Origin of the sequence: Mesorhizobium sp. LSHC412B00, from assembly GCF_000503035.1 — a bacterium.
In the GTDB taxonomy this organism is placed as follows: Bacteria; Pseudomonadota; Alphaproteobacteria; order Rhizobiales; family Rhizobiaceae; genus Mesorhizobium.
The window spans coordinates 319,708-340,527 of the sequence record NZ_AYWB01000004.1 but is presented as its reverse complement, the minus strand read 5'-3'; the positions used below and the strand labels follow the sequence as shown (position 1 = coordinate 340,527).

Annotated in this window: 20 protein-coding genes; 9 read left to right on the top strand and 11 right to left on the bottom strand. The window is 63.5% G+C overall.

The window, feature by feature from the left end:
* The first annotated feature begins 163 nt into the window (after positions 1–163).
* Positions 164–937, top strand: a complete 774-nt coding sequence (locus tag X757_RS154295) for a gamma-glutamyl-gamma-aminobutyrate hydrolase family protein (protein ID WP_023725934.1) — start codon at positions 164–166, stop codon at positions 935–937.
* Between the two features lie 10 nt (positions 938–947).
* Here X757_RS154295 and X757_RS154300 read toward each other — a convergent pair whose 3' ends face one another.
* The 5 genes from X757_RS154300 to X757_RS154320 form a co-directional block, all read right to left on the bottom strand.
* A complete protein-coding gene (locus X757_RS154300) occupies positions 948–1,358 on the bottom strand; it encodes a hypothetical protein (RefSeq protein ID WP_023725933.1) in 411 nt (136 codons plus the stop codon).
* An 82-nt stretch (positions 1,359–1,440) separates the two neighbouring features.
* Positions 1,441–2,421, bottom strand: a complete 981-nt coding sequence (locus X757_RS154305) for a 2-hydroxyacid dehydrogenase (RefSeq protein ID WP_023703659.1) — start codon at positions 2,419–2,421, stop codon at positions 1,441–1,443.
* The gene (locus X757_RS154310; protein ID WP_023671355.1) at positions 2,418–3,440 is read right to left on the bottom strand and encodes a LacI family DNA-binding transcriptional regulator; all 1,023 of its coding nucleotides are present in this window, start codon (positions 3,438–3,440) and stop codon (positions 2,418–2,420) included. Before X757_RS154310 ends, X757_RS154305 begins: the two co-directional genes overlap by 4 nt.
* Positions 3,441–3,505: 65 nt before the next feature.
* A complete protein-coding gene (locus tag X757_RS154315; RefSeq protein WP_032889662.1) occupies positions 3,506–4,390 on the bottom strand; it encodes a DMT family transporter in 885 nt (294 codons plus the stop codon).
* 182 nt (positions 4,391–4,572) lie between these two features.
* Positions 4,573–5,475 carry a LysR family transcriptional regulator gene (locus X757_RS154320; protein ID WP_023725931.1) on the bottom strand — a complete coding sequence of 301 codons (903 nt, stop codon included), beginning with the start codon at positions 5,473–5,475 and terminating at the stop codon, positions 4,573–4,575.
* A 128-nt stretch (positions 5,476–5,603) separates the two neighbouring features.
* Between X757_RS154320 and X757_RS154325 the strand changes: the two genes are divergently transcribed.
* A complete protein-coding gene (locus X757_RS154325) occupies positions 5,604–6,392 on the top strand; it encodes an alpha/beta fold hydrolase (protein ID WP_023725930.1) in 789 nt (262 codons plus the stop codon).
* On the opposite strand, the gene X757_RS154330 is transcribed toward X757_RS154325, so the two are convergent.
* A complete protein-coding gene (locus X757_RS154330) occupies positions 6,389–6,796 on the bottom strand; it encodes a DUF2000 family protein (RefSeq protein WP_023725929.1) in 408 nt (135 codons plus the stop codon). The genes X757_RS154325 and X757_RS154330 overlap by 4 nt on opposite strands.
* 46 nt (positions 6,797–6,842) lie before the next feature.
* On the opposite strand from X757_RS154330, the gene X757_RS154335 reads away from it, so the two are divergent.
* Positions 6,843–7,706, top strand: coding sequence for an AraC family transcriptional regulator (locus X757_RS154335; RefSeq protein ID WP_023703657.1), 864 nt, complete (start codon positions 6,843–6,845; stop codon positions 7,704–7,706).
* 26 nt (positions 7,707–7,732) lie between these two features.
* Here X757_RS154335 and X757_RS154340 read toward each other — a convergent pair whose 3' ends face one another.
* A complete protein-coding gene (locus tag X757_RS154340; RefSeq protein WP_023694717.1) occupies positions 7,733–8,203 on the bottom strand; it encodes a MarR family winged helix-turn-helix transcriptional regulator in 471 nt (156 codons plus the stop codon).
* Between the two features lie 421 nt (positions 8,204–8,624).
* Here X757_RS154340 and X757_RS154345 point away from each other — a divergent pair, with 421 nt between their 5' ends.
* A complete protein-coding gene (locus tag X757_RS154345) occupies positions 8,625–9,677 on the top strand; it encodes a GTP-binding protein (RefSeq protein WP_023725928.1) in 1,053 nt (350 codons plus the stop codon).
* A 249-nt stretch (positions 9,678–9,926) separates the two neighbouring features.
* The gene (locus X757_RS154350; protein ID WP_023711331.1) at positions 9,927–10,901 is read left to right on the top strand and encodes a WD40 repeat domain-containing protein; all 975 of its coding nucleotides are present in this window, start codon (positions 9,927–9,929) and stop codon (positions 10,899–10,901) included.
* Position 10,902: 1 nt separating this feature from the next.
* Here X757_RS154350 and X757_RS154355 read toward each other — a convergent pair whose 3' ends face one another.
* Positions 10,903–11,355, bottom strand: a complete 453-nt coding sequence (locus X757_RS154355; protein WP_023683507.1) for a hypothetical protein — start codon at positions 11,353–11,355, stop codon at positions 10,903–10,905.
* 155 nt (positions 11,356–11,510) lie between these two features.
* On the opposite strand from X757_RS154355, the gene X757_RS154360 reads away from it, so the two are divergent.
* From X757_RS154360 to X757_RS154375, 4 genes are all read left to right on the top strand, one after another.
* On the top strand, positions 11,511–12,893 hold the full coding sequence (locus X757_RS154360; RefSeq protein WP_023700414.1) for an aspartate aminotransferase family protein: 1,383 nt from the start codon (positions 11,511–11,513) through the stop codon (positions 12,891–12,893).
* 35 nt (positions 12,894–12,928) lie between these two features.
* On the top strand, positions 12,929–14,314 hold the full coding sequence (locus tag X757_RS154365; protein ID WP_023695949.1) for a glutamine synthetase family protein: 1,386 nt from the start codon (positions 12,929–12,931) through the stop codon (positions 14,312–14,314).
* Between the two features lie 119 nt (positions 14,315–14,433).
* Complete coding sequence (locus tag X757_RS154370) at positions 14,434–15,669, top strand: putative DNA modification/repair radical SAM protein (protein WP_023700413.1); 1,236 nt, start codon at positions 14,434–14,436, stop codon at positions 15,667–15,669.
* A 2-nt stretch (positions 15,670–15,671) separates the two neighbouring features.
* Positions 15,672–17,138: a UdgX family uracil-DNA binding protein gene (locus tag X757_RS154375; RefSeq protein ID WP_023700412.1), complete on the top strand. Its 1,467-nt coding sequence runs from the start codon at positions 15,672–15,674 to the stop codon at positions 17,136–17,138.
* A gap of 95 nt (positions 17,139–17,233) precedes the next feature.
* On the opposite strand, the gene X757_RS154380 is transcribed toward X757_RS154375, so the two are convergent.
* From X757_RS154380 to guaD, 3 genes are all read right to left on the bottom strand, one after another.
* Positions 17,234–18,514 carry a glycerate kinase gene (locus tag X757_RS154380; protein ID WP_023671369.1) on the bottom strand — a complete coding sequence of 427 codons (1,281 nt, stop codon included), beginning with the start codon at positions 18,512–18,514 and terminating at the stop codon, positions 17,234–17,236.
* A 168-nt stretch (positions 18,515–18,682) separates the two neighbouring features.
* Positions 18,683–19,189 carry a heme-degrading domain-containing protein gene (locus X757_RS154385; RefSeq protein WP_023671370.1) on the bottom strand — a complete coding sequence of 169 codons (507 nt, stop codon included), beginning with the start codon at positions 19,187–19,189 and terminating at the stop codon, positions 18,683–18,685.
* Positions 19,190–19,501: 312 nt separating this feature from the next.
* The gene (gene guaD / locus X757_RS154390; RefSeq protein WP_023671371.1) at positions 19,502–20,818 is read right to left on the bottom strand and encodes a guanine deaminase; all 1,317 of its coding nucleotides are present in this window, start codon (positions 20,816–20,818) and stop codon (positions 19,502–19,504) included.
* Positions 20,819–20,820: the final 2 nt, after the last annotated feature.

Sequence of the window (20,820 nt, the reverse complement as noted above, 5' to 3'; positions counted from 1 at the left end):
CGACAAATCCGCGGGCCGGCCGGCCAGCCTGCAACTATAGTCTAACGTTCGCCGCGTGGCCCATGCGAGATGGCGAAACTTGCCATGGAAAAGCGCCTTCGGATCGCCTATTTTGCAGGCACAATAGATAATTCGCTTCGCTCCAAATGGAATCCGGACCCAAATGCACCAGCCGCTCGTCGCCATATCCACCGACGTCCGTCAGTTTGACAACTACACTTGGCATGCCGTCCCGCAGCAATATATCGAGGCGGCACTTTCCGGCGCCGGCGTGTTCCCGCTTTTGGTGCCGTCCTTCGGCGACCGGCTCGATTTCGACGAGCTGTTGTCCTCGGTCGATGGTGTCATGGTCACCGGCTCAAAGTCCAACGTGCATCCCTCGCTCTATGGCGGCGACGCCAGCGAGGCCAACGGCCCCTACGACCCGGCGCGCGATTCCACCACGCTGCCGTTGATCTGCAAGGCGATCGAGCGCGGCGTGCCGCTGCTTGCCATCTGCCGCGGCATCCAGGAGTTGAACGTGGCGCTAGGCGGCACGCTTGGCACCGAGATCCAGGAGCGCGAAGGTTCGCTGGACCATCGCGCGCCGGTGAGCGACAATCAGGACGAACGTTTCGCCATTCACCAGACCATTTCGATCAAGCCGGGCAGTTGCCTGGCCGGTGTATTCGGCGCCGGCGACATCAAGGTCAACTCGCTGCACCGCCAAGGCATCGACCGGCTCGGCTCGAAGCTGCAGGTCGAGGCGGTTGCCGGCGACGGCACGGTGGAGGCGGTTTCGGTGAAGGACGCCCGCGCCTTCGCCGTCGGCGTGCAATGGCACCCCGAATACTGGGTCAAGTCGGACGGGAACTCGGCCAAGATCTTCCGCGCCTTCGGCGATGCGGTGCGGCTGCATGCGGCGGCGAAGGCCGGTGCACGGGCGGCGGCGGAATAAATCCCGACGATCAATTGCCGGCGGATTGATCCCGTTCGCCGGTTGTCGCCAGCGAAAGCAGCGGCGTGGCCGGAGCGTAGGATTCGTAGCCGTCGCCATCCGCAACCGAGAAGGTGACGATCGGGTCGGTGCCGTCGGCGCTGAACGCGATTGTGCCGTCCTCGCCCTCTCGCCAGAATTTTGCCCGCTCGATCCCCGGCAGCAACCCGCGGCAACTCGGCGCCACGGTCAACAGCGACAGGCCATCGTCAATCGCGGCGCCGCGGCTAACCGCGCAGTCGCCTTCGTCGCCATTGGCGACCAGCCTGAAGGTGGTTGCCGGCCTTGCTTCATTGGCCGAACTTTCACTGCTGCCGCCGTGAAACAGCTGAAAGCCGGCGAAAAGTGCCGCTGCCGCAACCAATGCCGGAAGTTTCGTCATCTTGCACTCCGCGCCCCCCGGCGCAGATGCACAATGATTCCAAAGCGTTAAGCCGACGTTAACGAGTGTGGCAGAGAGCCGCTCAGCTTCGTGGCTTGACTTGCGCCGTCTCAGGCACCGGGGTCAGTGGCCGGCGCTCGCTGAACCAGGATACCAGATTGTCGACGCACAGATCCGCCATGGCGCGGCGCGTATGGTGCGAGGCCGAGCCGACATGGGGCAAAAGCGAGGTTGGCGCCTCCAGCAAAGCCTTGGGCACATTCGGTTCATCGGCGAAAACATCGAGCCCGGCCGCGGCGATGGTGCCGTTGGCAAGCGCTGCGGCGAGGTCTGCCTCGTCGACCGTGCTGCCACGGCCGATGTTGACGAAAACGCCGTTGGCGCCAAGCGCCGCCAGGATTTCGGCATTGACCGCCTTCTCCGTGGAAGCGCCGCCCGGCACTACGGAAATCAGCGTATCGACCGCTTCGGCAAGGCCCTTCAGCGTCGGGTGGTATTCATAAGCCAGACCTTCGACCTTGCGCCTGTTGTGGTAGGCCACCGGCAGCCCGAACGCTTCCAGCCGGCGCGCAATGGCAAGGCCGATGCGGCCCATGCCGAAAATGCCGACATGCCGACCGCGCAAGGTCAGCCGGCTCAGGGGATAGTTGCCCTTCTTCACCCAACTGCCGTCGCGCAGCCATTTCTCGGCCTTGTAAAGTTCACGCACGGTGTTGAGCAAAAGGCCGATCGTGGTGTCGGCGACCTCCTCGGTCAAAACATCGGGGGTGTTGGTGACCATGATGTTTTTCTTGGCCGCATGGCCGGCATCGACCGAATCATAGCCGACGCCGAAGGAGGCGATGAGTTCGAGGTTGGGCAATGCATCCATCAATGCCGCATTGACGCCGGCGAAGGACGCAATGGCGCGCACGTCATGGCGCATCTCGTCGGTGACCAGGGCGGGATCGGCGCGCTCTATCTTGACCCGCTTGAAGGTGCGGTCGATGCGCTCGACCGCATGGTCGTTGAAATGTCCTGGCACCAGAACGGCGACGGTCTGCAACGCATCAGTCTTGGTCATGCACGCTCCACCGGCTTGCCGGTCGACTGGCGCACATGCAGTTCCGGCTTGATCAGTTCCTGTGACGGCCGTACCGCCTGTCCGTTCAGCTTGTCGAGCAGCGCGCTGGCGGCACGGCGGCCGACCTCTCGCTGGCCATTCCAGACTGTGGTGAGCGCCGGTGTCGCGATTGCCGCCTCCTCGAGATCGTCATAGCCGGTCACCGAGATGTCGGCGCCCGGCACCAGGCCGGCACGGGCAATGCCGTTCATCAGGCCGATGGCGACCAGATCATTCCAGCAGCAAGCGGCGGTTGGCTTGTCTTTAAGCGCCAGAAACTGTCCAGCCGCCTCGAATCCGCCCTGCTTGGTGCGCGGCCCGGCGATGCGCCAGGACGGCCTGACCTCAAGCCCGGCGGCCTCCATGGCGTTGAGATAGCCCTGGTAGCGGTCGCGCCCGGTCGAGGTCTGGTCGGTGCCGCCGATCATGGCGATGCGCTTGTGCCCGAGCGAGATCAGATGATTGGTGGCAAGTGCCGTGCCATAGGCATCGTCGCCGCGAAACACCGGCACGTCGGCGCCTTCCACGCTGCGTGCGATCAGCACCGCCGGCAGGCCGTTTTCCTCGGCCATGACGATGTCAGAGGCCGGCGTGCCGATGGCCGGGGACATGATGACGCCGTCGGCGCCGAGCTGCAGCAGCGTATCGATGAAGGTGCGTTGCTTTTCCAGCTGGTCGTAGTGATTGGACAGGATGAAGGTCTGCCGGCTGCGGTCGAGTTCGCTCTCGATCGAGCGCAGGATCTCGGCGAAGAACGGGTTCATGATGTCATGCACGACGACGCCGACAATGCCCGAGCGCGAGGTGCGCAGTGAGGCGGCGCGGCGATTGTAGATATAACCGATGGCCCGCGCGTGCTCCTTGATGCGGTCACGCGTGGCGCCTGCGACCAGCGGGCTGTCGCGCAAGGCGAGGGAGACCGTGGCCGTGGAGACGCCAAGCGCATCCGCGATCGTCGAAAGCTTGATCTTTTGTGCCAGCCCTTCGCTCCCCGAGTTTTTTAAATTTTTTAAATGCGGCGTTATGCCATCGGATTCGGAGCAAATCAAAGTTTTTTCGCCAGAGCCTCCGCCTCGACATCGACGGTCGTGCGATTGCGCAGCCGCAAACGGTGCTCGCGATGGATGATGTAGAGGCCGCTGGCGACGATGATGGCAGCACCCACCAGCGTCCAGCGGTCGGGGAACTGATGGAAGATGATCCAGCCGGACAGGATCATCCAGACCATCTGCGAATACGGGTAAGGCGCCAGCGCCGTGGTGGTCGCCAGTCGGTAGGCCTGAACCAGCAGCCAGTGGCCGCCGGCGCCGAACACACCCAGCATCACAAGGATAAACCAGTGCCAGCCATCCTGCGGCAGCCCATGCGAGAACGGCAGCATCGGCAGAAGCAGCACGGCCGGCGCCAGCGCTGAAAACAGGATCAGGCTCTCCGAGCTTTCGCTGGCCGACATGCGCCGCGTCATGATGACGTAAAAACTGTTCGACAGCATCGAGCCGAGCGCAAAGAGGTGGCCGACGCCGAACACGCCGACGCCAGGCCTTGTGATGACCAGCACGCCGACAAAGCCCGACAGGATCGCCAGCCAGCGCCGCCAGCCGGCCCATTCACCAAGCAGCGGTCCGGCAAGGGCGGTGATCACCATCGGGCCGAAGAAGTAGATCGAGGTGGTCTCGGCCAATTGCAGTGTCTTGAGCGCCATGACGTTGCACATGGTCGAGCCGAACAGCAGTCCGCCGCGCAGGATGTGGGCCGACAGATTGTTGGCGCGGAAGCGCGACGGCTCGCGCCAGCCGCGCAGAAAAACGCCGACAAGCAGGACATGGACGGTGAAGCGGGCCCAGGCGACGATCAGCGCCGAGACGCCGGCCAGCACCAGATATTTGCTCGATGTGTCGAGAAAGGTGAAAAAGACATAGGTGGAAAGCATGAACAGCATCGCCGCGGGCGGCGTTGCGCTTTCGTCTGATCTTGCGGGAACGTTCAAATGTCAGGCCGGGCAGGGAGGATCAACGCTTAACCTTTGCGGCAATCTCCAGCGCCCGGCAAGCCAAAAGCGACTGGCACAACAGGAGCCGCGCGCAGGCTCAGCGCGGGCCGATCCTATGCCGGCTAAAGCGCCTCGCCGGATGCCACTTGCGCCTGGAGATGAAGCCACAACGCCTGGGCGACGGGTCCATGCGGTCGGTAGCGCCGGCGCACCGCCGCCAGGGTCTCCGTCCGGCCGGGCAGATGTGCACCAGCGATCGAGATCAGCCTCCTATCCCGCAGTTCGTCCTCGATCAGCCATGCCGGCAGATGGCCCCAGGCCAGTCCGTGAAGGATCAGTTCCTTCTTCATCAGATGATCCGGCACCGAGCACTGATGCGCACCGTCGACGAGGAAATAGCTCTCCGGCGACGGCCGCCGCGCCGTGTCGCGGATCACGCACTGGGTGAAGGGCCGCATCTGCTCCGGCGCAATCTCGCGGCCAGGCGCGAACGGAAGGAACCCAGGCGCCACCACCGGCACGAGGGGCACCGCGCAGAGATGGATCTGCTCGAGATGCGGATCGGAAGGATCCGCGCGATGGAAGATGAGGTCAGCCTCGCCTTCCATCAACCGTTCGAGCGGACCGCCGACCGCCTCGTACTCCAGGTGCAGGCGTGTCCCGGTGCGTTCGGCAAAGAAGCCGCTGAGCATAGGCAGGATTTGCGGTCGCGGGCAGAGATCACCCACGACCACACGCAGGACCGTCTCCTCGCCACTCGCCAACTGGCCCGCATAGGTTCGCAGATGGTCGAGCTCGCGCAATGTCAGCTGCGCTCGCGCGTGAAACTCGCGGCCCGCCTCCGTCAGCCCCACCCGATATCCGCTGCGGTCGAGAAGTGTGAGCCCGAGCAACTGCTCGAGGCGTGCGACAGCGGCGAAGACGGATGGATGCGATCGGTTCAAGGCAAGGGCGGCCGCCTGGAAGCTGCCCTCGCTTGCCACGGCGTCAAAGCACCGTAGGTCGTGGAGTTTCAGACCATTCATTATCGCCAAAACCTACTGAGATTGTCCAACCATAGTAATTTTCCTGGATAATTACGAGGCCTAGGGTGGCTCATTCAAAGGGCGGCGGGAGCATCGAACTCCTTTCGCCAGGGTGAGATGAGGACCAGATGACTGACACGCTTTATTTTACGACGGGCGACGGCTGCCGGATCGCCTATCAGCTGGCGGGGGCCGGCCCTGTGCTTGTGCTCTCGAATTCCATTGCGACGAACCTGCATATGTGGGACCGGCAGCTTGCGGAATTTGCCGGATCTTTCCGGGTGCTGCGCTATGATCTGCGCGGCCACGGCAGTTCCGATGCTCCGGCCGGAGCCTATTCGCTCGATCGGCTGGGCCGCGACGTCCTTGAGCTGCTGGATGCGCTTCAGATCGCCCGCGTGCATTTCTGCGGGCTGTCGCTGGGCGGCTTCGTAGGGCAGTGGCTGGGTATCCATGCCCCGGACCGCATCGAGCGTCTCATCCTTTCCAACACCTCGCCACATCTCGGGCCGGCTTCTTACTTTGACGGGCAGATCCGTACTGTCCTTGCTGCGAGCAACATGTCGGCCGCCGCGGACATGTTCATGCACAACTGGTTTCCCGCCTCGATGCTTGCCGGCCCAAACGAAACCGTCGACGCGTTCCGCGCGATGGTCCTGGCGACGCCGCCCCAAGGTCTCGCGGGATGCTTCGCCGCCGTACGCGATTGCGATCTGCGCCGGACTGTCTCCCTCATTACCGCCCCCACCCTGGTGATCGGTGGAGAAGACGACAAGGTAACGCTGGCAAGCCACAGCGAGGCGATCGCAGCCAGCATCCCCGGCGCCACGCTTACACTGCTTCCGGGCGTCCATATGCTGAACGTCGAGCGGCCGACTGAATTCATGAGCGCCGTCACACGCTTCCTGCTGAATTAGGCGTGCATGCGGGCGCCCTTGGTGATCTTGTCGACGAGTTTCTTGTCGGCACGCAGCGCGATGCCGACGATCTTGGCGTCCTCAGGCCCGAACTCGGCGAAGACCGCGCGGTTGGCCGCATCGAAGCCGGTGGCAAACATCTCCTCGACATAGGCTGACCCCGTCACGCCCCGCTCCAGCGCCTTCCGGTGGATGGAGTTGAGCGTCGGCCCATCGGCCGAAAGCACGATGACCGGCTGGATCGACAGAGGATTGTAAAGGTTGCCGGCGCGGTCGCGGTAGGGTTCGCCGATAATGTCGGGGAATTGCGCGACGACGCCGCTGGTCAGGAAGGCCGTGACGTTGAGCTTTTGCCAGACGGCGAGATCGTCCCGCAGCACGATTGCAAATTTCGTATCGAACACCAAAATGAGGACTCCGGAGCACGCCCATGAAGGGCAGGGATAGGTGATGACGCACGATCTAGACGGTGAGGCGACACAGGGTCTTGGACGTTCGTGCGCGGATGAAGACCGGATCGTCTCGGCGCCAGGCAGCACCGGCATCGAGCGCATCGAGGCGCATTTCCATGGCAACGCCTTCGACCTACACCGTCATGATACACTTGCCGTCGGCGTGACGCTTTCCGGTGTGCAGCGCTTCCACTACAGGGGCACTGTCAACCACAGCCTGCCCGGCCAGGTTATCGTGCTGCATCCCGACGAAGTGCACGATGGCGGCGCCGGGACCGAGGATGGTCTGCGCTACCGGATCCTCTATCTGGAACCCTCACTGCTGCTCGACTGCCTCGACGGCGCGCCGCTGCCTTTCGTCAGGGATGCTGTGGTCAGCGATCCTGCCTTGCGTGGCACGCTGCTTTCGGCCCTGTCGCCGCTCGATGAGGAACTGGACGAGCTGTTCGTCGCCGATTTCGTTGCGGAGCTGGCGCAGCATCTGGGGCGTCATGCGGGACAGAAAGCAAAGCCGATGGGGAAGTCGGCCTCGCGTGCGGCAGCGCTGGCGCGCGGCTATCTCGAGGAGAATGCCGAGCGGTCCGTTCGTTCCGATGAGCTGGAAGCCGTCACCGGGCTCGACCGCTATGCGCTGTCACGCCATTTTCGCGCGACCTATTCCACCAGCCCGCATCGGTTCCTGCTGATGCGCCGGCTGCAAAAGGCAAGACGGATGATCGAGGTGGGCGAGCCGCTGGCCGAGATTGCCGTTGGCGCCGGCTTCAGCGACCAGAGTCATTTCAACAGGCATTTCAAGAAAGCATTCGGCCTGACGCCCGGCCGCTGGTCGGCGCTGGTGCGCGGCCCTTCGGTGGCGGCCTAGCTCAAGACACGCGGCCGCCGTGCCGGTCAGTCGTCGATGTCGGCGTCGTCGTCGACGAGCACCAGCTCCTCGTTCGACAAATTGGCCTCGATGCGGGCGAGCAGCTTGAACAGCGTCTTCTGTTCTTTCTTGTCGAGGCCCTTCAAGGCCTGCTTTTCGGTCTTCTTCACCGACTTCTCGATGGCGTGGATGATCTCGCGGCCGGTGTCGGTGAGAAAGATATGCGCCTGGCGTGCATCCGCGGAAGAGGCGCGCTTTTCCAAAAAGCCCTGGGCCTGCAGCCGGTTGATGGTCTTGGTGATGGTCGGCGGGCGCACGCCGAGGCGGCCGGCGAGATTGCCGGGCGTCTGGCCGTCCTCGCGGTCGAGCGTCAGCATGATCTGGTCCTGGCCGGCATAGAAGCCGTGCGCCAGAAGCCGCGCCGCCAGCGCGGTCCTTGCCAGCCTTGCCGCCGAATGCAGCCGGCTCATCGTTGCAGTCTTGTCCGCCTTGGCCATGGTGATCCCTCTTCGGCCGTACCGGTGCGTGCAGCATAGACGCAGCCGGCCGGTTGGCAATCGACGATCCAAAAGATTCCGGCTTTCGAAACAGCTTTGCCGGCAAGCATTTGTGGTGCTCGAAATGGTGATGCCAGATGTTTATTTCAGTTAGATGACAAACGAGTTTCCGCCAAGGCGATTGCAACGGTTTGACGCGGCGCGGCTCAGCACAGGTCAACGAAGAGGCGTTTCCGGCGACACGTTGATGGTCGGCATCCCTCGCACTCGGCCTCTCGGGTCTACCCATCCGCTTCGTCAATCCTGGGTCAAACACCCAGGCGGTTTGCCTCGTGCAAAAGGCCGGCACACATCCTATATCAGGCCAACAATCCCTTCTTGCGGCCCGCAATTCCGTGGCCCAGCCATTTCGAGGCAAGATATGAGCGAAGCACAGACGCAAATCCCCGTGACCGTTCTCACCGGCTATCTCGGCGCCGGCAAGACGACGCTGCTCAACCGCATCCTGTCGGAAAACCATGGCAAGCGTTATGCCGTCATCGTCAATGAATTCGGCGAGATCGGCATCGACAATGATTTGATCGTGGAATCCGACGAGGAAATCTACGAAATGAACAATGGCTGCGTCTGCTGCACGGTGCGCGGCGACCTGATCCGCGTCGTCGAAGGCCTGATGCGCCGTCCCGGCCGCTTCGACGCCATCGTCGTCGAGACCACCGGCCTCGCCGATCCTGTGCCGGTGGCGCAGACCTTCTTCATGGACGACGACGTGCGCTCCAAGACCAAACTCGACGCTGTCGTGGCCCTGGTCGACGCCAAGCACCTGCCGCTCAGGTTGAAGGATTCCAAGGAAGCCGAGGACCAGATCGCGTTTGCCGATGTTGTCGTGCTGAACAAGACCGACCTTGTGACGCCCGAAGAGCTGGCCAAGGTCGAAGCGACCATCCGCGCCATCAACCCGGCGGCCAGGATTCACCGCACCACGCGCGCCGGCGTGGCGCTGTCCGAAGTGCTCGACCGCGGCGCCTTCGACCTGTCGCGCGCATTGGAAAACGATCCGCATTTTCTCGAGGCGCACGATCATGATCACGACCACCATGATCACGACCACGATCACCACGACCATGATCACGACCATCATCATCACGATCACGCGCATCCCTCCGACATCCATGACGTGACCGTGCAGTCGGTGTCGCTGCGCGGCGGCGAGATGGACCCGAAGAAATTCTTCCCGTGGATCGAGAAGATCACTCAGATAGAAGGTCCCAACATCCTGCGGCTGAAAGGCATCATCGCGCTCAAGGGCGACGACGAGCGCTATGTCATCCAGGGCGTGCACATGATCATCGAAGGCGACCACCAGCGCGCCTGGAAAGACGGCGAAAAGCATGAGAGCCGGCTGGTGTTCATCGGCCGCGAGCTTGACGCCGAACGGCTGAAGAAGAGCTTTGACGCCTGCCAGGCGGCTTGATTTCCGGACTCTATGGCGCTAGCGCTGCCCGCTCTTCCTTCTCCCCTTGTGGGAGAAGGTGGCCTCGCGAAGCGAGGTCGGATGAGGGGTGCTCCAGCTCGGCACCGACGGCGATCCGTTCAACACCCCTCATCCGTCTCGGCGCTGCGCGCCGATCCACCTTCTCCCACAAGGGGAGAAGGTTGACGCCAGGCCTGGCCGCCTCAGTGGCTTCCCGGGAGTGGTGACAGCTTCATTGGAATGGTCCTGATGCCCACAGTTGCTCCCCTCGACCTGGAAGGTCACTGCCTTGCCGCCGTCTTCCTCGACAACGTGCCGCATTTTGCGCTCGCCGATGGGACAGTTCATAGGCTCGACAACGGCCACAAGACAATTCAGGCCAATGACGGCCTGCTCTCCACGTTCCATGACGCCGCCAACGACCGCCTGATCACCGGCGGCGAGGACGGCAAGATTTTTGCCGTTGCCGCCGGCGGCAATGTCAGCGAACTCGCCAGCGCCGGCAAGAAGTGGATCACCAGCGTCGCCGCCGGGCCGCAAGGCGCTATCGCCTATGCCACAGGCAAGACTGCGTTCGTGCGCTTTGCCGACGGCAAGACCAAAGAGTTTGCCCATCCACGTTCGGTCGAGGGGCTGGCCTTCTCCCCCAAGGGCATGCGCTTCGGCGTCGCCCGCTACAATGGCGCGACGCTGCATTTCCCGGCCGCCGAGGGCAGACCGGTGGAGCTGGAATGGGCCGGCGCCCATACCGGCGTGACCTTCTCGCCGGATGGCGCCTTCCTCGTCACCACCATGCAGGAAAACGCGCTGCATGGCTGGAAGCTCGCCGACGGCAAGCACATGCGCATGACCGGCTATCCCGGCAAGGTCAAAAGCCTGTCGTGGAGCGTGAAGGGCAAGTGGCTGGCGAGTTCCGGCGCGCCGGCGGCGATCGTCTGGCCGTTTTCGGGCAAGGACGGCCCGATGGGCAAGGCGCCGCTGGAGCTCGGCACGCGCGGCAACGCCATGGTGACATCGGTTGCCTGCCATCCGAGCCAGGATGTCGTCGCCGTCGGCTATGATGACGGCATGGTCATGGCGGTGCGCTTTACCGATGCCAAAGAGGTGCTGTTGCGCCGCCCGGGCATGGGCGCCATCACCGCGATGATGTGGGACAAGGAAGAGCGCCGGGTCGCCTTCGGCAGTGCCGCCGGCGACTGCGGCGTCATCGATATCTCGGCGTGACCTATTCGGCTCCGCACGACACCTTGCCGGTCAATTCTTTCGGCTTGCCGTCCTGTTCCGTGTCGGCGGCGTTGTCGTAGACGGCAAGCGTGTACCGGCCGTCATAGACGCCCTCGTCACTGGTCTTGGTCAGGATCGTCAGTTCGACAGAGTTGAATTTATCTCCGAGCTGATGCTCGTGGTAGACGTTCAGCCGCAACTCCTTGTCGTCCAGCCAGTACTGGGTGAGGTCGGAATCCTCGAAGACGGTCTTGCGCAGACTGTCGCCTTCCGGCCGGCCAAGTATCTCGAGATCGCCGCGAAAATTGAAGGTCGGGCCGCCCATACCTCTGGTGACCCCGGCGCCGACCTCGAATTGCACCGCTTTGTCATCGACGGAACACCAGACGCCGCCCGATGCGGAAGCCGCAGCGGCCGACAAGAGTAGCGCAATAGCGCAGATGATCGTCCGCATTTTTCTCCCCAAACCACAGACCCGATCGCATTGGCGCCCGACTGCGCCGGAAGGTCAAGTCTGCCGAACTTGCTGCTGACCCAATGCAGCGCACCAACACGGCCAATTGCGGTTGCCGTCGCCAATTGGGTAGTGTGCCGGCCGAGAGGGATTTCATGTACAGCACGAACAGTTCAAAGGCGTCCATTGGCGGTATCAGCCGTGACCGCATCGCTGCATTGCGGACAAGCGAGGCGAACACCTTCCGCAAGGCGCGGCCGAAATCGCAGGCCAAGGTCGGTAACGGCCTGCCAGGCTTCTTCGGCGGTGTGCCGATGCACTGGATGAACGACTGGCCGACGCCATTCCCGATCCTGGTCGAAAGCGCCAAGGGCGCCGCCATCACGGATATCGACGGCAACAGGCTGGACGATTTCTGCCTCGGCGACACCGGTTCGATGTTCGGCCATTCGCCGCCGCCGGTGGCGCGCGCCATCCGCCGCCAGGCCGGGCGCGGCCTGACCTATATGCTGCCTTCGGAGGATGCGCTGGCCATCGGGCCGCTGCTCACACAGCGTTTCGGTCTGCCGTTCTGGCAGATCGCCACCAGCGCCACCGACGCCAACCGCTTCGCGCTGCGCGTCGCCCGCGCCGTCACCGGCCGCGAAAAGATACTGGTCTTCAACGGCTGCTATCACGGCTCGGTCGACGAGACGATGGTCCGGATGGTCGACGGCAAGCCCGTGAATCGGCCGGGGCTGGCGGGTGAGTTTCGCGACCTGACCAAGACGGCGAAGGTCATTGAATTCAACGATGTCGCCGCGCTGCAAGCAGCGCTCAAGGACAAGGATGTCGCCTGCGTCATTGCTGAGCCGGTGCTGACCAATTCCTGCATGGTGCTGCCCGATCCGGGTTTTCACGACGCCTTGCGCAAACTGACGCGCGCGGCCGGAACGCTGCTGCTGATCGACGAGACCCACACCATCTCGACCGGCCCAGGGGGCTACACCAGAAAATTCGGGCTGCAGCCCGACCTTTTCGTGCTGGGCAAGCCGATCGCCGGTGGCGTGCCGGCAAGCGTGTGGGGCATGAGCGACGAGGTCGCCTCGCGCTATGCCGACTACAACCGAACCAAGGAGCCGGGCTATTCCGGCATGGGCACGACGCTGTCGGCGAACCCGCTGCAGTTCGCAGCCATGCGCGCAACGCTCGAAGAGGTGATGACGCAGGAGAATTATGCCCGGATGGATCGCCTCGCCCTGCGGCTCGATGCCGGGCTGACCGGCGTCATCGATCGCTACAATCTGCCCTGGCATGTCGCCCGCGTCGGCGCCCGCGTCGAGTTCATCTGCGCCCCTGGCCCGCTCAGGAACGGCGCCGAAGCCGAGACTGCCCATGCGCCGGAGCTTGAGGCGGCTATCCATGTCGCGCTGGTCAACCAGGGCGTGCTGATCGCGCCCTTTCACAACATGATGCTGATCTCACCGGCCACCACCGGCGCCCAGGTCAACCGGCTGATCACCGCCTTCGCCACGGTTGCGGCAAGGCTGACGGCATGAGACAAGCTGCCAAGCCAAACTCGAGTACACTAATCATGACTTCACCTTCGGGCTCGACGCCCGCCGAGGCGCAAGCCTTTCTCGACGCCCATCCCGAAATCGAAGCCTTCGATATCGTCTTGACCGACGCCAACGGGGTCGGCCGCGGCAAGATCGTGCGCCGGCATGAGCTGAAAAGCATCTTCGAGGGCGGCCGCCACATGCCGATCTCGATCCTCGGCCTCGACATCACCGGCGAGGATGTTCACGAAACCGGGCTGATCTGGACGACCGGCGATGGCGACCTCAGGGCCTGGCCGATCCCCGGCACCCTGGTGCCGCTTTACGGCACGAACCCGCCGCGCGGCCAGTTGCTGATGGCGATGTACCATCTGGAGGGACAGCCTATGTCGTCGGACCCACGGCTGGCGCTGGCCAGGCAGGTCGACATCTTGGCGGCCAAGGGCCTCTATCCCGCCGGCGCCTTCGAACTCGAATTTTTCCTGCTTGCCAATGAGCGTGACGCCGACGGCAAGGTAAAGCCGGCGGACGCCGTGCTCGACGGCCGCCGCTCGGCCAAGACGGAAGTCTATTCCGTCGACCATCTGCACGGCATGGAGCCGCTGTTTTCCGACATCTATGCCGCGGCCAAGGCGCAAGGCATTCCGGCCGAAACGGTGATTTCCGAATACGCGCCCGGCCAGTACGAGCTGACGCTGAACTATCGCAAGGATGTCATGCGGGCGGCCGACGACCTCGTCATGTTGAAGCGGCTGGTGCGGGCGCAGGCGCGCCGCCATGGTGTCACCGCCTGCTTCATGGCCAAGCCGATCGAAAAATACGCCGGCTCCGGCATGCATTTCCATGTTTCGTTGCAGGACAAGAACGGCCGCAACGTTTTTGCCGAGGCCGGCGGCGAAAGCTGGTCGCTGCCGCTGCTGCAGGGGCTCGGCGGGCTGATCCAGACCATGGCCGAATCGATGCTGGTGTTTGCGCCGCACGCCAATTCCTGGCGGCGCTTCGTCTCGCAGTCCTATGCGCCGGTGGCGCCGACCTGGGGCGTCAACAACCGTTCGGTGGCGCTGCGCATCCCGGCGGGCGACGCCAAGAACCGGCGCATCGAGCACCGGCCGTCGGGTGTCGACGCTAATCCCTACCTGATCGCGGCAACGGTGCTGGCCGGCATCATCAAGGGTCTGGATGAAGGCCTCGACCCCGGCCCCGAAACCACTGGGAATGGCTATGAAGCCGCCATCACGCGCACGACCATGCCGGTCGACTGGCGCGCTGCGATCGAGGCGGCGCGGGCATCGAGCTTCCTGAAAGAGGCGCTTGGCGAGGATCTGCATCGCACCTTCGTGGCGATCAAGCAGTCGGAGTATCTGCGCGTCGCCCGCACCGTCAGCGAGCTGGATTACCACCTCTACCTCCATGAGGTCTGAGAGACCGCCTGGAACTCGGGCAGTCGTCCTGCTAGCCCGACGATCAGGCGGCGATTACTTTTTCGCCGCCTGCATCAAATGAGGTGGCGCTGCAGCCTTCAAGAACATATCATGAACGGATGAGCGCACCTACCGTCCGTGAAAAGCTGGCAATCCTGTCTGACGCCGCCAAATACGATGCTTCCTGCGCCTCGTCCGGCTGGGCGAAGAAGGATTCGCTCCAATCCGGCGGTATCGGCTCCACAGAAGGCATGGGCATCTGCCATTCCTACGCGCCGGATGGCCGCTGCATTTCGCTCCTGAAAATCCTGCTCACCAATTTCTGCATTTACGATTGCAGCTACTGCATCAACCGCTCGTCATCGAATGTGCGCCGCGCCCGCTTTAGCATCGACGAGGTGGTGAAGCTGACCATGGATTTCTACCGGCGCAACTACATCGAGGGCCTCTTCCTGTCCTCCGGCGTCATCCGTTCGCCCGACGAGACCATGGCCGAGATGGTGGAGGTGGCGCGGCGGCTGCGGCTGGACGAAAAATTCTCCGGCTATATTCATCTGAAGACCATTCCGGAAAGCTCGGCCGAACTGGTCGAGCAGGCCGGGCTCTACGCCGACCGGCTGTCTATCAACGTCGAACTGCCGACCGATGAGGGCGTCAAGAAACTGGCGCCGGAGAAGAAGCCGGAAACGATCCGCCTTTCCATGGCGAACCTGCGCCGGAAGATGGAGGAAAAAGCCGAGCCGACGCTGAGGACCAAGAAGCGCGAACGCTTTGCGCCCGGAGGTCAGTCGACGCAGATGATCGTCGGCGCCGACAAGACATCCGACGACGGCATCTTGCACACCAGTGCGCGGCTCTATGGCAGCTACCATCTGCGGCGCGTCTATTACTCCGCCTTCAGCCCGATCCCGGATTCGTCATCGTCGCTGCCGCTGCAGAAACCGCCGCTGATGCGCGAGCACCGGCTCTATCAGGCCGACTGGCTGATGCGCTTCTACGGCTTTTCGCAGCCGGAAATCCTCGCCGGCAGCAGCGACGGCATGCTCGATCTCGCCATTGACCCCAAGCTCGCCTGGGCTTTGCGCAATCGGGCGAGGTTTCCCGTCGACATCAACCGCGCCGATCGGGAAGCGCTGCTGCGGGTTCCGGGTCTGGGCACCAAGGTGGTGGCGAAGATCCTTGAAACCCGCCGCCACCGACACATGCGGCTGGAAGATGTCGGACGGATCTGCCATTCGATCGCCAAGCTGAGGCCCTTCATCATCGCCGAAGGCTGGTCGCCGGGTGGACTAACGGACAAGACCGGCTTGCGCGACACGATCGTAAAGTCCTGCGAACAACTGTCTCTGTTTTGACCATGCAGCCGGCCCAGCTCGACCTTGCCCGATACACTGTCCGGCTAGCGAGCCAGACCGATTTCGCCGGTTGGCGCGATGCGGCACGGCGTCTGGCGCTGAATGAGGTCCGACCTGAGGATATTAGTTGGGGTGTCGGGTCCGACGCCAATGATACTCAAGATGCCTTGCCGGCGGTGCCAGAGGGCGCGCAGCTTACCGTCCCGCGCGAGTTCATCGCCCATGCCGAAACGGCCTTCTGCCACTCCGACCCCGGCCGGTTTGCCTTTCTCTACTGGATGCTTTGGCGCCTGCGCACCGAGCCGAAACTGCTGGCGATCGCATCCGATCCCGACACCAGGCGGCTCGAAGCCATGGAAAAGGCGGTGCGGCGCGACAGCCATAAGATGCATGCCTTCGTACGCTTCCGGAAGATCGGCGACGGCGAGAACGAGCGCTACGTCGCCTGGTTCGAGCCGGAGCATTTCATCGTCGAGCGCAACGCGGATTTCTTCGTCCGGCGGTTCACCGGCATGCGCTGGACCATCCTGACGCCCTATGCCTCCGCCGACTGGAACGGCGAAAGGCTGGCGATCGGGCCGGGTGCGGCCAAGGGCGATGCACCCGATCAGGACGACACCGAGGCGTTGTGGCTGACCTATTTCGAAAACATCTTCAACCCGGCGCGGCTCAAGGTGAAGGCGATGCAGAAGGAGATGCCGAAGAAATATTGGCGGAACCTTCCCGAGGCCTCGCTCATTCCAGATCTGATCGCAGGAGCGGACGAGGCCGCCAGGGATATGATTGCCAGACTGCCGACAACGCCGGCGCCGCACCACGCCAAGCTGCAGGCGAAACATTGGCCGAAGCGCGAGCCGGCCGAGGCGCCGGACGATGACGCCAACACCATTTCCGAGCTACGCGAAGCCGCGAAAGGCTGCCGCCGCTGCCCGTTGTGGCGCGACGCGACACAGACCGTGTTCGGCGAGGGGCCGGATGATGCCAAAGTGGTCTTCGTCGGCGAACAACCGGGCGATCAGGAAGATCTCGCCGGCAAACCTTTTGTCGGGCCAGCGGGCAAAGTGTTCGATGCAATTCTCGATGACGCAGGCGTCGACCGGCAAAAAGTCTACGTCACCAACGCCGTCAAGCATTTCAAGTTCGAGCCGCGCGGCAAGCGCCGCATCCATTCGAAGCCAAATGCCGGCGAAGTCCAGGCCTGCCGCTGGTGGATCGGCCGGGAGCTTGAGCTGATCAAGCCGGACCTCGCCGTGGCGCTTGGGGCAACGGCGGCGTTGTCGCTGCTGGGCAAGGCCATTGCCGTGACGAAAATGCGCGGCCAGTTGATCGAACGCGAGGATGGCTTGCGCGTGTTCATCACCATCCACCCCTCCTTTATCCTGCGCATTCACGAGCCGACGGACAAGGAGGCTGAGCGCGAGCGGTTCCTAAAGGATATGAAAGAGGTGAAGCGGCTGATGGGGTCGTGAGATGAGCGAAAGCCTCAGCGACGAAGCTGAGTGGCTTCAGCCAATCACCTACGGTCGTGAATCCAACGTTGGAAACTTCGGCCGCCACGGCCAGATTAACTGATTAGGATTGCCCTCAGATCGTTCACATTCGTACCCGTCGGCCCCGGCACGAACAGATCGCCGATCGCGTTGAACGCCGTCCAGGCATTGTTGCCGGCCAGCATCGCCTTGGCGTCGATGCCGGCGGCACGCATGCGCGAGACAGTCGAGCCATCGGCAAAGGCGCCGGCATTGTCTTCCGAGCCATCGATGCCGTCGGTATCGGCGGCCAGTGCATGAATACCTTCCGCGCCGCTGATGCCGATGGCAAAGGCGAGCAGGAATTCGGAGTTGCGGCCGCCCTTGCCCCTTTTTCCGTCAACAGGGGCCCGCAAGGTCACGGTCGTCTCGCCGCCGGACAGGATCAGCACCGGCTTTTTGAACGGCCGGTTGCGCGTCGCCACTTCGCGCGCAATGGCTGCATGCACGCCACCGACCTCGCGCGCCTCGCCCTCGATGGAATCGGAGAGGATGACGGCTTCGATGCCCTGCCGTTTTGCCTCAGCGGCTGCCGCTTCCAGCGACACGCCAGCCGAGGCGATCAGGTGCACTTCATTGCGTGAAAAGCGCTGGTCATCCAGATCTGGCGCATCGGCCTCTGGCGAGTTGATGTGCGCCATGACGGCGTCGGGCAGTTTCATGCCGTAGGCCGCTATCGAGGCCAGCGCATCGGCGCGGTTGCCGGAGTCGGGCACGGTCGGGCCGGAGGCCACCAGCGCCGGGTTGTCGCCGGGAATGTCAGAGACAACCAGTGATACCAGTTTGGCCGGCCAGGCGGCAGCTGCCAGCCGGCCGCCCTTGATGGTCGAGAGATGCTTGCGGATTGTGTTCATCGCCGCGATCGGCGCGCCGGAGGCAAGCAGCGCCTCGTTGACGGCGATTTCGTCGGCGAGCGTCAGGCCGGCGGCAGGCGACGGCAGCAGCGCCGATCCTCCGCCCGATATCAGCGCCACTACCAGGTCGTCCGCAGTCAGCCCTTGCACCTTTTCGAGCAGGCGCCGCGACGCCTCAAGACCGGCAGCGTCCGGCACCGGATGTGCCGCCTCGATGATTTCGATGCGCTCGCATCTGGCGCCATAGCCGTAGCGGGTGACGACCAGCCCTTCGATCGGGCCATCCCACACCTTCTCGAATGCCGCCGCCATCTGCGCCGAGCCCTTGCCGGCGCCGATGACGATGGTGCGGCCCTTGGGCCTGGCCGGCAGATGATCCCTGATGGTCCGTTCAGGATCGGCAGCGGCAACAGCGGCATTGAAGATCGAGATGAGAAAGGATTTGGGATCGAGCACGGTTATCCTTGGCCGTAACTGGCGGTTTTCAAAATGAGCAAACGTTGGCGCTGCCCCTCACCCTCACCCCGTGAAAGACGGGGAGAGGGGATCGCCAGCGCTCGAGCTTGTCCTTTCTCCCCGTCACTATACGGGGAGAAGGTGCCGGCAGGCGGATGAGGGGCAGCGCCAACGTCACGATTTACCTTCCGGCGGCAGCGCCAATTGTGTCCGATCGACGCCGAGATGATCGCACAGTGCATCGACGACGACGCCATGATCCTGGCGTTCCGGCAGGCCGGAGACGGCGATGACGCCGATGACGCCGGCACCCTTTACAGTCACCGGAAACCCGCCGCCGGCCAGTACGTAATCAGCAATATCCAGCCCCTCGCCGACCTTGAAGGTGCGGTCCGGTCGCTGCTGTTCCAGCACCAGACGATAGGTGCTCCTGAGGTAGCGCTTGACCACATTGATCTTGCGTCGTGCCCAGTCGGGGTTGGAGGCGTTTGAACCGGGCATCGCGGCATAAAACAGCGGCCGATCCCACAGCCTGATATCGATGATGATGGGCAGCTTTTCGGCCAGCGCCCGCTCGCGGATCGCCGCGCCGACCTTGAACGCGACGGCCTCGTCGAAGGCCGGGAAGACCAGCGTCTCTTCCTGTTTCTGGATCAGAGCGATGTCGTCTGCGGCGGCCATTTTTGTTCTCCGAAATCGTCACAAATCGTGTGTACGACAAGCTCCGCCCGGTCAAGGTCTCGTCGCGGTGGTGGTCTTGCCCCGCCAGGATCGCCCCCCCACTCCGTCGAGCTTCTCTCGACACCTCTCCCCCGATCGACGGGGTAGAGGAAGGGCGCAAAGCTGTCCGAACCGGCGCCCGTCCTCCGAAGCAAAGGCTCCCTTCCTCTCCCTCCGGAGGGGGATAGGTGGCGCCGCGAAGCGGCGACGGAGTGGGGGAACCTCTTGGCAACCAGGCGCAATCATCATCTTGTCCCGCGCGGATGATGAGTCCTAACCCGCGATCATATCACTCTTGGCCGGCCGCCCCGCGACATAGACCTCGCGCACGGCACGGTCGTCGCCCAGCGTCTGCAGCAGGAACAGCTCCTCCGCCAGCGTCTCCACAGTCGCCATCCTCAGCCGCATCGCCGGCGTGGCGCGGGCGTCGAGCACGGTGATGTCGGCATCGGTGCCTTCATCCAGCGTGCCGACCTTGTCCGCCATAGACAGCGCCTCGGCATTGCCACGTGTTAATTGCCAGAAGGACTGGAACGGGTTCAGCTTTTCGCCAGTCAGCGCGATCACCTTGTAGCCCTCGTCCATGGTGCGCAGCATCGAATAGTTGGTGCCGCCGCCGACATCGCTGGCCGCGGCGATGCGCAGCGGCTTGTCGCGGCGCCGAAAGCGCTGGTAATCGAACAGGCCGGAGCCGAGGAACAGGTTCGAGGTCGGGCAGAACACCGCCACCGAGCCGCTGTCCGACAGCGCATCGGCCTCGCGTTCCAAGAGATGGATGCAGTGGCCGAACAGGCTCTTTGGCCCCAGCAGGCCATACTGCTCGTAGACATCGGTGTAGTCGCGCGCCTGCGGATAGAGTTTTTGCGTGAAGGCGATTTCGGCGTGGTTTTCCGACAGATGCGTCTGCATATGCAGATCGGGATGCTCGCGGCAGAGCGCGCCCGACATCTCCAACTGTTCGGGCGAAGAGGTGATGGCGAAGCGCGGCGTGATCGCATAAAGCTGGCGGCCCTTGCCGTGCCATTCCGCAATCAGTGCCTTCGTATCGTCATAGCCGGATTGCGGCGTGTCGAGCACGCCTACCGGCGCGTTTCGATCCATCATCACCTTGCCGGCAATGTTGAGCATGCCGCGCGCATGCGATTCGGCAAAGAACGCTTCGGCAGACGCCTTGTGCACCGAGCAGTAGGCGGCGACCGTCGTCGTGCCGTGGCGCACCATCTCGTCCAGGAACAGCCGGGCGATGCGGCGGCCATGCTGGGCGTTGGCGAATTTGGTCTCTTCGGGAAAGGTGTAGGTGTTCAGCCAGTCGAGCAGTTCGGCGCCGTAGGAGGCAATGACCTGCATCTGCGGGAAATGCGCATGCGCATCGATGAAGCCGGGCAGCAGCAGATGCGGCCGATGATCGATCCTTTTCGCACCGTCGCCCGCTTGCTTTTCGACTTCCGTGTAGCTGCCTGCGGCAACGATCCGGCCGTCGCGGATCAGCAGGCCGCCATCCTCCTCATAGCGCCAGGCGGCATGGTCGTCGATGGCTTCGGGCCAGCGCAAGAAGCTTAGCGTGCGGCCGCGCAGAAGTGTGGAGGTCATCC

What these genes read in the sequence shown, in the direction of transcription:
- X757_RS154360 (WP_023700414.1), top strand. Translation starts at nt 11,511, where the DNA reads ATGTACAGCACGAACAGTTCAAAGGCGTCCATTGGCGGTATCAGCCGT.
- X757_RS154305 (WP_023703659.1), bottom strand. Translation starts at nt 2,421, where the DNA reads ATGACCAAGACTGATGCGTTGCAGACCGTCGCCGTTCTGGTGCCAGGA.
- X757_RS154315 (WP_032889662.1), bottom strand. Translation starts at nt 4,390, where the DNA reads ATGCTTTCCACCTATGTCTTTTTCACCTTTCTCGACACATCGAGCAAA.
- X757_RS154335 (WP_023703657.1), top strand. Translation starts at nt 6,843, where the DNA reads ATGACGCACGATCTAGACGGTGAGGCGACACAGGGTCTTGGACGTTCG.
- X757_RS154370 (WP_023700413.1), top strand. Translation starts at nt 14,434, where the DNA reads ATGAGCGCACCTACCGTCCGTGAAAAGCTGGCAATCCTGTCTGACGCC.
- X757_RS154385 (WP_023671370.1), bottom strand. Translation starts at nt 19,189, where the DNA reads ATGGCCGCCGCAGACGACATCGCTCTGATCCAGAAACAGGAAGAGACG.
- X757_RS154300 (WP_023725933.1), bottom strand. Translation starts at nt 1,358, where the DNA reads ATGACGAAACTTCCGGCATTGGTTGCGGCAGCGGCACTTTTCGCCGGC.
- X757_RS154345 (WP_023725928.1), top strand. Translation starts at nt 8,625, where the DNA reads ATGAGCGAAGCACAGACGCAAATCCCCGTGACCGTTCTCACCGGCTAT.
- X757_RS154340 (WP_023694717.1), bottom strand. Translation starts at nt 8,203, where the DNA reads ATGGCCAAGGCGGACAAGACTGCAACGATGAGCCGGCTGCATTCGGCG.
- guaD (WP_023671371.1), bottom strand. Translation starts at nt 20,818, where the DNA reads ATGACCTCCACACTTCTGCGCGGCCGCACGCTAAGCTTCTTGCGCTGG.
- X757_RS154355 (WP_023683507.1), bottom strand. Translation starts at nt 11,355, where the DNA reads ATGCGGACGATCATCTGCGCTATTGCGCTACTCTTGTCGGCCGCTGCG.
- X757_RS154295 (WP_023725934.1), top strand. Translation starts at nt 164, where the DNA reads ATGCACCAGCCGCTCGTCGCCATATCCACCGACGTCCGTCAGTTTGAC.
- X757_RS154320 (WP_023725931.1), bottom strand. Translation starts at nt 5,475, where the DNA reads ATGAATGGTCTGAAACTCCACGACCTACGGTGCTTTGACGCCGTGGCA.
- X757_RS154350 (WP_023711331.1), top strand. Translation starts at nt 9,927, where the DNA reads ATGCCCACAGTTGCTCCCCTCGACCTGGAAGGTCACTGCCTTGCCGCC.
- X757_RS154375 (WP_023700412.1), top strand. Translation starts at nt 15,672, where the DNA reads ATGCAGCCGGCCCAGCTCGACCTTGCCCGATACACTGTCCGGCTAGCG.
- X757_RS154365 (WP_023695949.1), top strand. Translation starts at nt 12,929, where the DNA reads ATGACTTCACCTTCGGGCTCGACGCCCGCCGAGGCGCAAGCCTTTCTC.
- X757_RS154325 (WP_023725930.1), top strand. Translation starts at nt 5,604, where the DNA reads ATGACTGACACGCTTTATTTTACGACGGGCGACGGCTGCCGGATCGCC.